At 73.4% G+C, this 13,389-nt stretch carries 14 protein-coding genes; 3 read left to right on the forward strand and 11 right to left on the reverse strand.

Features of this window, described 5'->3' with window-relative positions:
• Positions 1-18 precede the first annotated feature (18 nt).
• Together ACF07S_RS02565 and ACF07S_RS02570 are read right to left on the reverse strand one after the other, a co-directional pair.
• Positions 19-1,344, reverse strand: a complete 1,326-nt coding sequence (locus ACF07S_RS02565; RefSeq protein WP_391961672.1) for a metallophosphoesterase — start codon at positions 1,342-1,344, stop codon at positions 19-21.
• Between the two features lie 24 nt (positions 1,345-1,368).
• Entirely contained in the window at positions 1,369-1,617 is a 249-nt protein-coding gene (locus tag ACF07S_RS02570; protein WP_391961673.1) for an SCO4848 family membrane protein, read from the reverse strand.
• A 91-nt stretch (positions 1,618-1,708) separates the two neighbouring features.
• On the opposite strand from ACF07S_RS02570, the gene ACF07S_RS02575 reads away from it, so the two are divergent.
• A complete protein-coding gene (locus ACF07S_RS02575; protein WP_391973252.1) occupies positions 1,709-2,998 on the forward strand; it encodes a D-alanyl-D-alanine carboxypeptidase family protein in 1,290 nt (429 codons plus the stop codon).
• Here ACF07S_RS02575 and ACF07S_RS02580 read toward each other — a convergent pair.
• Genes ACF07S_RS02580 through ACF07S_RS02595 form a run of 4 tightly spaced genes read right to left on the reverse strand, consistent with a single transcriptional unit; the run spans position 2,946 to position 5,774 of the window.
• Entirely contained in the window at positions 2,946-3,875 is a 930-nt protein-coding gene (locus ACF07S_RS02580) for a YihY/virulence factor BrkB family protein (RefSeq protein ID WP_391973253.1), read from the reverse strand. The two genes, ACF07S_RS02575 and ACF07S_RS02580, sit on opposite strands and share 53 nt — an antisense overlap.
• Positions 3,863-4,300, reverse strand: a complete 438-nt coding sequence (locus tag ACF07S_RS02585) for a GtrA family protein (protein ID WP_391961676.1) — start codon at positions 4,298-4,300, stop codon at positions 3,863-3,865. The genes ACF07S_RS02580 and ACF07S_RS02585 overlap by 13 nt, the downstream gene beginning before the upstream one ends.
• Positions 4,297-5,244, reverse strand: coding sequence for a decaprenyl-phosphate phosphoribosyltransferase (locus ACF07S_RS02590; RefSeq protein WP_391961677.1), 948 nt, complete (start codon positions 5,242-5,244; stop codon positions 4,297-4,299). Before ACF07S_RS02590 ends, ACF07S_RS02585 begins: the two co-directional genes overlap by 4 nt.
• Positions 5,241-5,774, reverse strand: coding sequence for a phosphatase PAP2 family protein (locus ACF07S_RS02595; RefSeq protein WP_391973254.1), 534 nt, complete (start codon positions 5,772-5,774; stop codon positions 5,241-5,243). Before ACF07S_RS02595 ends, ACF07S_RS02590 begins: the two co-directional genes overlap by 4 nt.
• A gap of 134 nt (positions 5,775-5,908) precedes the next feature.
• On the opposite strand from ACF07S_RS02595, the gene ACF07S_RS02600 reads away from it, so the two are divergent.
• Together ACF07S_RS02600 and ACF07S_RS02605 are read left to right on the forward strand one after the other, a co-directional pair.
• Positions 5,909-7,264 (forward strand): FAD-binding protein, encoded by a 1,356-nt coding sequence (locus ACF07S_RS02600; protein ID WP_391961679.1) that lies wholly within the window; start codon positions 5,909-5,911, stop codon positions 7,262-7,264.
• Positions 7,265-7,297: 33 nt separating this feature from the next.
• A complete protein-coding gene (locus ACF07S_RS02605) occupies positions 7,298-8,053 on the forward strand; it encodes a decaprenylphospho-beta-D-erythro-pentofuranosid-2-ulose 2-reductase (RefSeq protein ID WP_391961680.1) in 756 nt (251 codons plus the stop codon).
• A gap of 21 nt (positions 8,054-8,074) precedes the next feature.
• Here the strand turns inward: ACF07S_RS02605 and ACF07S_RS02610 are convergent, their stop codons facing one another.
• The 5 genes from ACF07S_RS02610 to ACF07S_RS02630 form a co-directional block, all read right to left on the reverse strand.
• A complete protein-coding gene (locus tag ACF07S_RS02610) occupies positions 8,075-8,653 on the reverse strand; it encodes a 2'-5' RNA ligase family protein (RefSeq protein WP_391961681.1) in 579 nt (192 codons plus the stop codon).
• Between the two features lie 200 nt (positions 8,654-8,853).
• Positions 8,854-9,867, reverse strand: a complete 1,014-nt coding sequence (gene trpS / locus ACF07S_RS02615) for a tryptophan--tRNA ligase (protein WP_391961682.1) — start codon at positions 9,865-9,867, stop codon at positions 8,854-8,856.
• A 172-nt stretch (positions 9,868-10,039) separates the two neighbouring features.
• On the reverse strand, positions 10,040-11,491 hold the full coding sequence (locus tag ACF07S_RS02620) for a glycine hydroxymethyltransferase (protein WP_391973255.1): 1,452 nt from the start codon (positions 11,489-11,491) through the stop codon (positions 10,040-10,042).
• A gap of 284 nt (positions 11,492-11,775) precedes the next feature.
• Positions 11,776-12,999 carry a glutathionylspermidine synthase family protein gene (locus tag ACF07S_RS02625; protein WP_391961684.1) on the reverse strand — a complete coding sequence of 408 codons (1,224 nt, stop codon included), beginning with the start codon at positions 12,997-12,999 and terminating at the stop codon, positions 11,776-11,778.
• A 27-nt stretch (positions 13,000-13,026) separates the two neighbouring features.
• Entirely contained in the window at positions 13,027-13,332 is a 306-nt protein-coding gene (locus tag ACF07S_RS02630) for a hypothetical protein (protein WP_391961685.1), read from the reverse strand.
• Positions 13,333-13,389: the final 57 nt, after the last annotated feature.

Genomic DNA, 13,389 nt, shown 5'->3' on the forward strand with positions numbered 1-13,389 from the left:
CCGCGGCCGGAACCGGCCTCACGCCTGCCGTGACGCCAGTTCGATCACCGTGATGTCCGACGGGGCGCCCACCCGGGTCGGCGGTCCCCAGGCGCCGGCGCCCCGGCTGACGTAGAGCTGGGTGTCGCCGTAGCGGTCCAGGCCGGCGAGGGTCGGGTTGACGGCGCCCGCGATCAGGTTGCCGGGCCAGAGCTGACCGCCGTGGGTGTGGCCGGAGAGCTGGAGGTCGACGCCGTGTTCGACGGCGTCGTGGATCATGACCGGCTGGTGGGCGAGGAGCACGCAGGCGCGACTCCGGTCGCGGTCGCCCAGGGCCTTCGCGTAGTCGGGGCCCTGGCCCCGGTCCTCGCCGGAGATGTCGTTGACTCCCGCCAGGTCGAAGTGCGCCAGCTCCGTGCGGTCGTTCTCCAGGGGACGCAGGCCGAGCCGGCGTACCTCCTCGACCCACTGCTCGGCGCCGGAGAAGTACTCGTGGTTGCCGGTGACGAAGAAGGATCCGTGACGCGCCGTCAGCTGCGCCAGGGGGGCGGCGGCCGGGCCGAGGTCCTTCACGCTGCCGTCCACCAGGTCGCCCACGACCGCGATCAGGTCGGGCTGGGTGGAGTTGACCGTGTCGACGACCTTCTGCGCGAAGCCCCTGCCGAGGACCGGGCCGAGGTGGATGTCGCTGACCACCGCGATGCGGTAACCGTGCGCCGCGCGGGGGAGCTTGGCGAGCGGCACGGTGATCCGCTTCACCCGCGGCCCGCTCAGCACGCCGTACGTCCCGTAGCCGACCGTTCCCACGGCCGCCGCGGCGGCGGCCCCGCCGACGACGCGGGAGACGAAGAGGCGGCGGGAGGGCGCGGCGGGCGTCCCGCGTCCGTCGGCGGCACCGCCGCCGGGGTCTTCGCCGGCGGCGGTCCCGGGGTGGTCGCCGGCGGATTCGGCGCGGGACGCGGGAGCCGGGACGCGGTCCGCGCCCTGCCCGGCCGGTATCGGTTCCGGCGTCGCCGGGACGGTCACCGCCTTGGCCGTCCTCGCCCGCCGCTCGAGGATCCGGCGCAGCACCGGGCGCAGCAGTTCACCGGCGAGCACCGCCAGCAGCAGGTACAGGGACAGGGCGAGCCACAGGAAGCCGGGCCAGGCCAGGACCTGCTGGAGCCGGAAGGGCGCCCCGGAGCGTTCGGCGACGAAAGCGCCGACGGCCAGCGCCCAGCCTCCGGCGATCACCACCGCGCCCGCGCGGCGCGCCGCGCCCGGGCCCCGTGTGGTGTCCCGGAACAGTCGCCGCCACACATACCAGTTGCCCGTCACCAGGACGGCCACGACCAGCAGTGCGATGAGTACGAAAACGATGGCCACGGTGCGGAGTTCCCCTGCTTCCCGTCAGGACGTCCGTGACGTCCGGCTCAGTGCGCGCAGCCCGCGCAACCCGATGCCGCCGATGACCGTCCCCCATACGAAGGACACCACGGCGAGCGTCAGATGAACGAAGAAGTACGCCGTGGGGTGCCCGTCCTCGAACGCGAGTCCACTGCCGTCCTTGACCAGGTTGTTGACGAAAGTGATCCAGATGACCCAGCTCCAGACCCCGAAGACGAGCAGGAACCAGGAGACGGGGCGGCTGAGCTTCATGCGTCCAGTATCACCGGCCGGTGACCGGTTCCTTGCCCCGGGTGGGGACCGGGGCGGGACTTCGCCGGAGAGGGCATGTACGTTTCCGACCGTGCCCGCACCCAAGAACGTTCTGTGGCGATCACTGTTGATCGCTTCCGCCGTCCTGTTGTCCACCGCGCTGACCGCACCCGTCGCGCCGGCGGCGCCCAGGCCGTCGCCGAGTCCGTCGGCCACTCCGCCGGCGGACATGTCGATCGTGGGCGGCGCCCGGCTCGGCCGGCCGGGCACCCAGGTCAATCTGGCCGCCGGGGTGCCGGTGCTGCCGAAGGACGTCTCGGCCCGGTCCTGGATCGTCGCCGACGCCGAGTCCGGCGAGGTGCTCGCCGCGCACAACGCGCACTGGCGGCTGGCCCCGGCGAGCACGCTGAAGATGCTGTTCGCCGACACGCTGCTGCCGAAGTGGCCCGGGACGACGGAGCACAGGGTCCAGCCGTCCGACCTGGCCGGCATCGGGTCCGGTTCCAGCATGGTCGGCGTCAAGGAGGACGAGACGTACACCGTCCACGACCTGTGGCTGGGCGTGTTCCTCCGCTCCGGCAACGACGCCGTGCACGTGCTGGCCGCCATGAACGGCGGTGTCAGGAAGACCGTGGACGAGATGAACGAGCACGCCGAGGAGCTCCAGGCCCTCGACACGTACGCGGTCAGCCCGGACGGCTACGACGCCGAGCGGCAGGTGTCCTCCGCCTACGATCTGACGCTGATCGCCCGCTCCGGGCTGCAGAAGAAGGACTTCCGGGAGTACGCCTCCACGGTGACCGCGAAGTTCCCGGGCGAGACGAGGAAGAACAAGAAGGGCGAGAAGGTCCGCGGGTCCTTCGAGATCCAGAGCACCAACCGGCTGCTGGCCGGCGACTACGACGTGCCCGTCTACCAGGGCATCGCGGGCGTGAAGAACGGCAGCACCACCAACGCCGGCGCCACCTTCACCGGGGTCGCCGAGCGGAACGGCAAGGTGCTCCTGGTCACCGTGATGAACCCGCAGGAGGACGAGCACAACCAGGTCTACAAGGAGACCGCGAGGCTCCTCGACTGGGGGTTCGAGGCGGCCGGGAAGGTCGAGCCGGTGGGCGAGCTGGTGCCGCCGAGGGGCGCCGTGCGGGCCGGTGCCCGGCCGGGTCCGTCGGCCTCTCCCGGGGAGGCCGGGGGCACCGGGGACGGCGTCACCGCGGCCGGGCCGAAGGCGGTGGCGAGCGCCACGGCGGGCAGCGGCACCGACGGCGCCGGCGTCGCGCTGGGCATCGCCGGCGGGGTGCTGGCGCTGCTGGCGGGCGGCGCGTTCCTGGTCAACCGGCGCTGGCCGCTGCCGGACCTGGTGCGCCGCCGCCCGCGTCCGTGACCCCGGTCCCCGCCCCCGCCCCCTCCTGCTCCTTGCTCCGCGTCGCCGTCCAGGCGGCGCAGAACACCACCAGCTTCACGGTGAAGTTGATCCACAGCAGCAAAGCGACGGGGACACCGAAAGCGCCGTACATGCTCTTCGCGGCCACGCCCTGCATATAGCCGCTGAGCAGCAGTTTCAGCAGTTCGAAGCCGATCGCTCCGGTGAGCGCGGCGACGATCAGGCGGCGCCGGGAGGGTTCGACGCCGGGCAGCAGGGTGAGGACGTACAGCAGGAGCAGGAAGTCGGCGCCCACGGCGACGGAGAACGCGGCGACGTGCAGCACCACCCCGCCCCAGCCGCCCTCCTCGAGGCCGATGGCGTCGCTGATCCGGCCCACCAGCGCGGAGGCGACGGCGGAGGCGACCAGGGTGACCAGGACCGCGCCGCCCAGCCCGACGAGGATGCCGGCGTCCTTGCCCTTGCGCAGCAGCGGGTTCTCCTCCTCGTCGGGCAGCTCCCACACCGCGCGCAGGCACTCGCGCAGCGAACCGGCCCAGGTGATGCCGGTGAACAGCAGGGCGGCACCGGCGATGAGGCCGACGGTGCCGGCGTTCTGCACCAGGCCCTCGATGTCCAGCTGCTCGGAGATGCCGGGCACCTGGTCGCTGATCCTGTCCTGGAGGGCGTCCTGCTGTTCCTGGCCGAGCGTGGCGGCGCCGACCGCGGCGGCCACGGTGAGCAGCGGGAACAGCGCGACGAAACTCGTGAAGGTCATGGCCGCGGCCAGTCGCGTCCAGTGCACGCGCTCCATCCGCTCGTACGACCGCCACGCGTGCGTGAGCATCAGCCGCGCCATCCACGGTCCGACGACCGGGAGCTTTCTCAGCCAGTCCATGAACCGACTCTGCCCCCGTTGCGGAAGACCAATGTCCTGGTGCCCCAGAAACGGACCCCGGTGGCCAGCGCCATGCCGACCACCGCGCCGGAGACGGTGTCCGCGCGCTGCGAGGTGAGGCCGAGCCCGTAGTGGCTGACGGCCAGGCACAGCAGCTGTACGGCGGCGCCGGCGAGGTTCACCGCGAAGAAGAGGGCGCAGGAGCGCGGGCCGCGCACGCGCGTGGCGCGATAGGTGCCGTGCGCGTTGCCCGCGTAGGCGACCGCGCAGCCCGCGAGGAAGGAGAGCGCCTTGGCGGTGAGCGGCCCGAGCCCTGCGGGGCCGCGCAGGAGGGTGAAGAGGGCGAGGTCGACGGCGTAGGCGAGCAGGCCGGCGGCGGCGAAGCCGAACAGTTCGCGCCGGTGCCGCAGCAGACGGCCTCTCACCAGTCCGCCACCGCCGCGGCGTACATCGCCGCCCACACCAGGCCGATGACGGCGAGCGCGCGGTCGCCCAGCACCACGTCCTCCGGTTCGCCGGCGGTCCCCCGGTCGGCGAAGACGGCGTACCGCAGGACGGCGAGGACGAAGGCGACCACCGACAGCTGCCGCCAGGGCAGCACGCTGGTGTGCGGGACCCCGCCCTCCTCCAGGGCCCACAGGCAGTAGCCGAGGACCGCGACGCCGGCCGCGAGCTGCCAGACGAAGCGGAGGTAGCCGGTGCTGTACTCGGTGAGCAGCGTGCGCGTGGCGCCCGCCGAACCGGCCGTCTGCACCGCCTCGGAGTAGCGCTTGGCCGAGACCATGAACAGCGCGCCGAACCCGGTGGTGATCAGGAACCAGCGCGACAGCGGGATGCCGAGGGCGAGACCGCCGATCACCGCCCGCATCACGAAGCCCGTGGTGACGACGAGGAGGTCGACGACGAGGACGTGCTTGAGGCTGACGCAGTACGCCAGTTGCATGCCGAGGTAGGCGATCAGCAGCGCGGCGGCCTCCGGCGGGCACAGCCTCACCGCGGCGACGGGCGCGAGGACGCCGAGGGCGGCCCCGGCGGCGTAGGCGACCGGCACGGGGACCTGGCCGGCGGCGACCGGGCGGCGGCACTTGACGGGGTGGGCGCGGTCGGCCTCGGCGTCGCGCGCGTCGTTGACGAGGTAGACGGCGGCGGCGCAGGCGGTGAACAGGACGAAGACCAGCGCGAGCCGGGTCAGGGTGGGGACGGAGAACAGTTCGCCGGCGGCGGCCGGGGCGGCGATCACCAGGACGTTCTTGACCCACTGCTTGGGCCGCGCGGTCCTGAGCAGGCCCAGGAGGAGGCCGCCCCGGGGAAGCGGTCCCGCCGGCCCGGGGCGGCCGGCGTGGTCGCTCACCAGGGCGGTGCCGGTCACGCGGGGCTTCCCGTCATCCAGCGGGCGCCGAGCCGGGCCGTCAGCGCGCCCAGGGCGGCGCCGGCCGCCACGTCGGAGGGGTAGTGGACGCCGGCCACCAGGCGGGACAGGCACACGGCGGCGGCGAGCGGGGGCACCGCGCGGGACCCGAGCGCGCCGAAGGCGACGGCGGCGGCCGCCGCGGAGGTCGCGTGCGCACTGGGGAAGGAGTGCCGGCCGGCCGTGCCGACCAGGGGGGTGACATGGGTGGGGCGCGGGCGGCGCACGACGCGCTTCACCCCCATGCCGACGACGTGGGCGCCCGCGGTCAGCGCGGTGCCGCGCAGCCAGGCGGCGCGCCGCGGACGGTCCACGACGGCTCCGGCGAGCCCGGACGCGAGCCAGAGCGCGCCGTGCTCCCCCGCCCAGGACAGGGCGCGCGCGGCACCGGCCACGCGCGGGTCCGCAGCGCGGGCTCTGAGGACCGAGACGATCCGGTGGTCCATGCCGTGGAGACCGCGGGGGTGGCGGGGGTCGTGGTGGTCGTCCATGGGGGACCACTGTTCACGTCCGGACGGCCCGGAACTCCCTCACACTCGAGCGACATACCATTAATCACCCGTTCCGGCGACGCGAGTGACGTTTCGCACACAATCAGTCACATCCGGGCGATACGGTCATCGGCATGTCTGCCGACACCGTTTGCGTCACGGGATGGGGCCGCACCGCTCCCACCGCCGCCCGGCTGATCCGCCCGCGGACGTACCAGGAGGCGGCGCTGGCCGTCCGGGACTGCGGGGCGCGCGGCGGCATCGCCCGGGGCCTGGGACGGGCGTACGGGGACGCGGCGCAGAACGCGGGGGGTGCCGTGCTCGACATGACGGGCCTGGACCGCGTCCACGCGATCGACGCCGACGGCGGCACCGTGCGCTGCGACGCGGGCGTCTCCCTGCACCGGCTGATGGAGGTGCTGCTGCCGCTCGGCTGGTTCGTGCCGGTCACGCCGGGCACGCGCTACGTGACCGTCGGCGGGGCGATCGGCGCGGACATCCACGGCAAGAACCACCACGTCTGCGGGTCCTTCTCCCGCCACGTCCTCTCCCTGGACCTGCTCACCGCCGACGGACGGGTCCGTACGGCCGTGCCGGGCACGCCGCTGTTCGACGCGACCGCCGGCGGCATGGGCCTGACCGGGGTGATCCTCACCGCGACGGTCCGGCTCCAGCCGGTGGAGACCTCGCTGATGCGCGTCGACACCGAGCGCGCGAGCGACCTCGACGACCTGATGGCCCGCCTGGCCGGCGCCGACCACCGCTACCGCTACTCGGTCGCCTGGATCGATCTGCTGGCCCGGGGCGGCGCCACCGGCCGCGCGGTGCTCACCCGCGGCGACCACGCGCCCCTGGACGCACTGCCCCGGCGCATCCGCGCGCGCGGGGGGCCGCTCTCCTTCCGCGCCTCCCGCCTCCCGGCCGCCCCCTCCCGCGTCCCCGAGGGCCTGCTCAACCGCACCACCGTGGGGCTGTTCAACGCGCTCTGGTACCGCAAGGCGCCCCGCGCGCGGACGGGGCAGCTCCAGCGGATCCCCGCGTTCTTCCACCCCCTGGACGGCCTGCCCCACTGGAACCGGGTCTACGGCCGCGGCGGCTTCGTGCAGTACCAGTTCGTCGTCGGTCACGGCCGGGAGGACGCCCTGCGCCGGATCGTGCGCCGGATCTCGCGGCGCCGCTGCCCGTCCTTCCTCGCCGTCCTCAAGCGCTTCGGCGAGGCCGACCCGGGCTGGCTGTCCTTCCCCGTGCCGGGCTGGACCCTGGCCCTGGACATCCCGGCGTCGCTGCCCGGCCTCGGCGGTTTCCTCGACGCACTCGACGAGGAGGTGGCGGACGCCGGCGGGCGCGTCTACCTCGCCAAGGACTCCCGGCTGCGCCCGGAACTGCTCGCCGCCATGTACCCCCGTCTGGACGACTTCCGCGCGCTGCGCGCCGAACTGGACCCGCGCGGGGTGTTCACCTCCGACCTGTCCCGCCGGCTCCACCTCTGAGAAACCGCCGCCCCCTCCTCCCAAGGAGCTGCCGTGAAGGACGCCTTCGGCCTCCCCCAGTCCCTGCTCGTCCTCGGCGGTACGTCCGAGATCGCGCTGGCCACCGCGCGGCGGCTGATCGCCCGCCGCACCCGCGCGGTGTGGCTGGCCGGCCGCCCCTCCCCCGCGCTGGAGCGGGCCGCCGGAGACCTGCGCGGCCTCGGCGCCGAGGTGCGCACCGTCGCCTTCGACGCGCTCGACCCCGCCGCCCACGAGGACGCGCTCGGCAAGGTCTTCGCCGACGGCGACATCGACATGGTGCTGCTGGCCTTCGGAACCCTGGGCGACCAGGCGCACGACGAGCGGGACCCGCGGGCCGCGGTGCGGGTCGCCCAGACCAACTACACCGGCGCGGTCTCCTCGGGCCTGGTGTGCGCGGGCGCGCTCCAGGCGCAGGGGCACGGCTCCCTGGTGGTGCTGTCCTCCGTCGCGGGCGAACGCGCCCGGCGCGCGAACTTCATCTACGGCTCCAGCAAGGCCGGCCTGGACACCTTCGCCCAGGGCCTCGGCGACGCCCTGTACGGCACGGGCGTGCACGTCATGGTCGTACGCCCCGGGTTCGTGCGGACCCGGATGACCGCCGGGCTGCCCGAGGCGCCGCTGGCGACCACGCCGGAGGCGGTCGCGGCCGCCGTCGAACTGGGGCTGCGGCGCCGCTCGGAGACGGTGTGGGTGCCGGGCGCGCTGCGCGTGGTGATGTCGGCGCTGCGGCATCTGCCGCGCGCGGTGTTCCGGCGCCTGCCGGTCTGACGCCGGCCGGGCGGCGCGGCCTCAGCGGGCGGAGACGGAGCCCCGGTCGGCGGGGCCGCCCTGCGGGGGCACCACCACGGTCCCGAAGGGGAACTCGCGCAGCTTGCGCCACACCCCGTCGGCACCCTGCTCGTAGAGCGCGAAGCCGGTGCAGGGCCACTCGGCCTCGTAGCCGGCGAGCTCCTCGAAGGCGCGGTCCATGGCCGCCTCCTCGATGCCGTGCGCCACGGTGACGTGCGGGTGGTACGGGAACTGCAGTTCGCGGGCGAGGGGGCCGGAGGCGTCGCGGACGTGCTGCTGCAGCCGGGCGCAGGCCTCGTCGCCCTCGACGATCCGGACGAAGACCACCGGCGACAGCGGCCGGAAGGTGCCGGTGCCCGACAGCCGCATGGGGAACGGCCGGCCGGCCGCGGCGACCTCGTCCAGGTGCGCCTCGACGGCCGCCAGGTCGGCGGCGTCGACCTGGGTCGGGGGCAGCAGGGTGACGTGCGTGGGGATGCCGTGCGCCGCGGCGTCGCCGAAGCCCGCGCGCAGCTGCTGAAGCCGGCTGCCGTGAGGCTCCGGGACCGCGATCGACACACCGATCGTTACGGTCCCCACGTCGTCTCCTGTCGTTGTGGTGGTGAAGCGCGGTGGTGAAGCGTGCTGACGAAGCTGCGGTGAGCACCGGGTGACCGCCGGAACGGTCACCCTGTTGTCGACTGTACGACCACGACCCGGAGGTGGGCAGGCGCAACCGGAGTGATGTGCAGCGCTGTCGGTGGTGCGGACCGAGGCCGGGGGCGGCCCGGTGCGCCGGCTCAGTGTTTGGCGGGCAGGAAGCCCACCCTGCCGTACGCCTGGGAGAGCGTCTCCGCGGCGACGGCACGCGCCTTCTCCGCGCCCTTGGCGAGGATCGAGTCGAGCGTCTCGGGGTCGTCCAGGTACTGCTGGGTGCGCTCCCTGAACGGGGTCGCGAACTCGACCATGACCTCGGCGAGGTCCGTCTTGAGCGCGCCGTAGCCCTTGCCGGCGTACCTCTCCTCCAGTTCGGGGATGCCCGCCCCGGTGAGCGTCGAGTAGATCGTGAGGAGATTGCTCACGCCGGGCTTCTCCACGACGTCGTAGCGGATCACCGTGTCGGTGTCGGTGACCGCGCTCTTCACCTTCTTGGCGGTGGCCTTCGGCTCGTCGAGGAGGTTGATGAGGCCCTTCGGCGTGGACGCCGACTTGCTCATCTTGATCGCCGGGTCCTGGAGGTCGTAGATCTTCGCCGTCTCCTTGAGGATGTACGGCTTCGGGACGGTGAAGGTCGGTCCGAACCGGCCGTTGAAGCGCTCGGCGAGGTCGCGGGTGAGCTCGATGTGCTGGCGCTGGTCCTCGCCGACGGGGACCTCGTTGGCCTGGTAGAGCAGGATGTCCGCGACCTGGAGGACCGGGTACGTGAACAGTCCGACGGAGGCGCGGTCGGCGCCCTGCTTGGCGGACTTGTCCTTGAACTGGGTCATGCGGGAGGCCTCGCCGAAGCCGGTGAGGCAGTTCATGACCCAGGCGAGCTGCGCGTGCTCGGGGACGTGGCTCTGGACGAAGAGCGTGCAGCGGTCCGGGTCCAGACCGGCGGCCAGCAGCTGGGCGGCGGCCAGGCGGGTGTTGGCGCGCAGCGCCCCGGGGTCCTGCGGGATCGTGATCGCGTGCAGGTCGACGACCATGTAGAACGCGTCGTGGCTCTCCTGCAGGGCCACCCACTGACGGACGGCGCCGAGGTAGTTGCCGAGGTGGAACGAGCCTGCGGTGGGCTGGATTCCGGAGAGCACGCGGGGTCGGTCAGTCGCCATGCCCACCATTCTCTCAGGCTGCGGGGGACGATCGGGCCCGGGTCCGGAACAGGCGGGGCCGGTCCGTCCCCGGGGCTGTGACGGGGGAGGGCCGCGGCGGCCCGGCGCGGTGCCGGGCCGCCGCGCGGGGGGCCGCGTCAGGAGCCGACCGGCCCCCGAGGCCGTACGGGCGTCAGCCGAGGTCGATCTCCGGGTAGAGCGGGAAGCCGGCGACCAGGTCGGTGGCGCGGCGGGAGATCTCGTCGGCGACCTTCGCGTCGAGGACGTGCTGGGCCTTGGACGGGGCGCCCTTGCCGGTGGTGCCCGGCTCCGTGGTGGTCAGGACGCGGTCGATGAGGCCGGCCACCTCGTCCATCTCGGCGGTGCCCAGGCCGCGCGTGGTCAGCGCGGGGGTGCCGACGCGGATGCCGGAGGTGTACCAGGCGCCGTTGGGGTCGGCCGGGATGGCGTTGCGGTTGGTGACGATGCCCGACTCGAGCAGGGCGGCCTCGGCCTGCCGGCCGGTGAGGCCGTAGGAGGCGGCGACGTCGATCAGGTTGAGGTGGTTGTCGGTGCCGCCGGTGACGAGGGTGGCGCCGCGGCGCATCAGTCCCTCGGCGAGCGCGCGGGAGTTGTCGACGATGCGCCGGGCGTAGTCGCGGAAGGACTCCTGGCGGGCCTCCGCGAGGGCGACCGCCTTGGCGGCCATGACGTGCGGGAGGGGGCCGCCGAGGACCATCGGGCAGCCGCGGTCGACCTGGTCCTTGAGGGAGTCGTCGCACAGCACCATGCCGCCGCGCGGGCCGCGCAGCGACTTGTGGGTGGTGGTGGTGACGATCTGGGCGTGCGGGACCGGGTCGAAGTCGCCGGTGAGGACCTTGCCGGCGACGAGGCCGGCGAAGTGGGCCATGTCGACCATGAGCGTGGCGCCGACCTCGTCGGCGATCTCGCGCATGATCCGGAAGTTCACCAGGCGGGGGTAGGCGGAGTAGCCGGCGACGAGGATCAGCGGCTTGAACGCGCGGGCGGAGGCGCGCAGCGCCTCGTAGTCGATCAGGCCGGTGGCCGGGTCGGTGCCGTAGGAACGCTGGTCGAACATCTTTCCGGAGATGTTCGGGCGGAAGCCGTGGGTGAGGTGACCGCCGGCGTCCAGGGACATGCCGAGCATGCGCTGGTTGCCGAAGGCCTGGCGGAGCTCGGCCCAGTCGGCCTCGGAGAGGTCGTTGACCTGGCGGACGCCGGTCTTCGCCAGGAAGGGGGCCTCGACGCGGTCGGCGAGGACGGACCAGAAGGCCACCAGGTTGGCGTCGATGCCGGAGTGCGGCTGGACGTAGGCGTGGCGGGCGCCGAAGAGCTCCTTGGCGTGCTCGGCGGCGAGCGACTCGACGGTGTCGACGTTGCGGCAGCCGGCGTAGAAGCGGCGCCCGACGGTGCCCTCGGCGTACTTGTCGCTGAACCAGTTGCCCATCGCGAGGAGGGTGGCCGGGGAGGCGTAGTTCTCGGAGGCGATCAGCTTGAGCATCTCGCGCTGGTCGGCGACCTCCTGGCCGATGGCGTCGGCGACGCGCGGCTCGACGGCGCGGATCACGTCGAGGGCGGAGCGGAAGGCGGTGGAAGCGGTGGTGAGGGGCTGCTCGGCTGACACGGGGACCTCCGGACGTGGCGTTCGGCGTTCACGGTACGGCCCAGGCGCACGGCACATGTTCCGGACCCGCGGGGTCCGGGGGCCGCTTCCCGATGGTCGGTCCCATCCCAGCACGCCAGTCACGGCCTCGCGGCCACCCTAGCGGGCGGCGTCCGCGTTCCGGCGCCGGCGTCCACCATGCGGGCGACGTCGTCCGCCTGGTGGCCGCCGGTGGCCGTCCGCGGGCGGGGGGTGGCCGGGGCGCGCGGTTCCCCGCGCCCCGGAGCGGCCCCTCGCGGGGCCCCTCACAGGATCACGTGCGGCAGGAAGCGGGCGTACCCGTCGGTCACCAGGCCGGAGGACTCCCGGATGCCCAGACCCGCCGACTCGTCCTCCACCACCCAGGCACCGAGGACGACGTGGTTGCCGTCGAAGGCGGGCAGGGGGGCGAGTTGCTGGTAGCAGCAGGGTTCGTCGCGGACGGCGGGCGCGGCGCCGGGCTCGTGGATCGTCACGCCGGCGCCCTCGCGGCCCAGCAGGGGCTTGGCGACGTAGCCGGTGGTGTCCGCCAGGTCGCGGGGGCCGTCGACGTAGGCCGGGAGGAGGTTGGGGTGGTCCGGGTAGAGCTCCCAGAGGATCGCCAGCAGGGCCTTGTTGCTCAGCAGCATCTTCCAGGCGGGCTCGATCCACAGGGTGGAGCCGGTGCCGCCGCCGTTGTCGAGGGTGTCCAGGACGTGGCCGGCGAAGCGGTCGGTGGTGAGCCACTCCCAGGGGTAGAGCTTGAAGATGCTGCGGATGAACCGCAGCTTGTTGTCGACGAAGCGGCCGGAGAGGCGGTCCCAGCCGATCTCCTCCACCGAGATCCAGTCGGTGTCGAGGCCGGCCTGTTCGGCGGTCTCCTTGAGGTAGGCGACGGTCATGAGGTCCTCGCCGAGCTCGTCGGCGGTGGAGTGCGCGAAGTACAGGGGGTTGCCCGGCGGGAGGAGGGCGGCCTGTTTCCGCCAGGCGTCGACGAGGCGCTCGTGGAGGGAGTTCCACTGGTCGGCGCCGGGGAAGCGCTCCTCCATCCAGAACCACTGGGGTGAGGCGGCCTCCACCAGGGAGGTGGGGGTGTCGGCGTTGTACTCCAGCAGTTTGGCGGGGCCGGTGCCGTCGTAGCGGAGGTCGAAACGGCCGTAGACGGAGGGGAGTTCGGCGCGCCGCCGCCAGGACTCGGCGACCGCGCGGGCGACGCGCGGGTCGGTGATGCCGAGATCGGCGAAGCGGCCCGCGGTGACGATGTGGTCGGCGGCCGCCAGGCACATGCGGTGCAGCTCCTCGACGACCTCCTCCAGCGCCTCGACCTCCTCCAGGGAGAACACGTAGTGGGCGCTCTCGTCCCAGTAGGGGACCCAGGCGTCGCCGGGGACGGGCTTCCCCGCCGCTCTGAGGGGCTCCAGGGCCTTGGGGAGGGTGAGGGGGTAGATGAGCCCCTGCTCCTCCACGGTCTGCTGCCAGCCGGGCCGGGGCTCGATGGTGCGGCGCTCCACGGGGGTGTCCTTCGCTCGGCGGGGCGCTCAGCCGCCGCTGCCGGAGCCCGAGCAGCCGAGGCCGCCCCGGTCGACGGCCTCGCTGCGGCTGAAGGTGCCGTCGTCGGCGTAGCCGCCGCTGACGTCGGCGTCGTAGTACCAGTCGGCGTCGCCGCTGCTGCGCTTGCAGTTCTTGTCGGCGACGATCCGGTAGCCGTTGAGGTAGTCGTAGCTGTCCCGGTCCACGCAGCGCCGGTCGGGATCCGATCCGCACGCCGACAGGGCCGTCGCCAGGACGCCCATGCCGCCGAGCACCACCGTGCTGGACCGCAGCCGTCGCCGTGTCCGTGCCATGTGTTCCACTCCCCCTTGTGTTGCGTGTGGCCGCCGCCGGGCGTCTGCTCCCCGGCT

Source organism: Streptomyces sp. NPDC016640, assembly GCF_043076215.1.
Taxonomy (GTDB): Bacteria; Actinomycetota; Actinomycetes; order Streptomycetales; family Streptomycetaceae; genus Streptomyces.

What these genes read in the sequence shown, in the direction of transcription:
- trpS (WP_391961682.1), bottom strand. Translation starts at nt 9,867, where the DNA reads ATGGCGACTGACCGACCCCGCGTGCTCTCCGGAATCCAGCCCACCGCA.
- ACF07S_RS02600 (WP_391961679.1), top strand. Translation starts at nt 5,909, where the DNA reads ATGTCTGCCGACACCGTTTGCGTCACGGGATGGGGCCGCACCGCTCCC.
- ACF07S_RS02595 (WP_391973254.1), bottom strand. Translation starts at nt 5,774, where the DNA reads ATGGACGACCACCACGACCCCCGCCACCCCCGCGGTCTCCACGGCATG.
- ACF07S_RS02580 (WP_391973253.1), bottom strand. Translation starts at nt 3,875, where the DNA reads ATGGACTGGCTGAGAAAGCTCCCGGTCGTCGGACCGTGGATGGCGCGG.
- ACF07S_RS02630 (WP_391961685.1), bottom strand. Translation starts at nt 13,332, where the DNA reads ATGGCACGGACACGGCGACGGCTGCGGTCCAGCACGGTGGTGCTCGGC.
- ACF07S_RS02570 (WP_391961673.1), bottom strand. Translation starts at nt 1,617, where the DNA reads ATGAAGCTCAGCCGCCCCGTCTCCTGGTTCCTGCTCGTCTTCGGGGTC.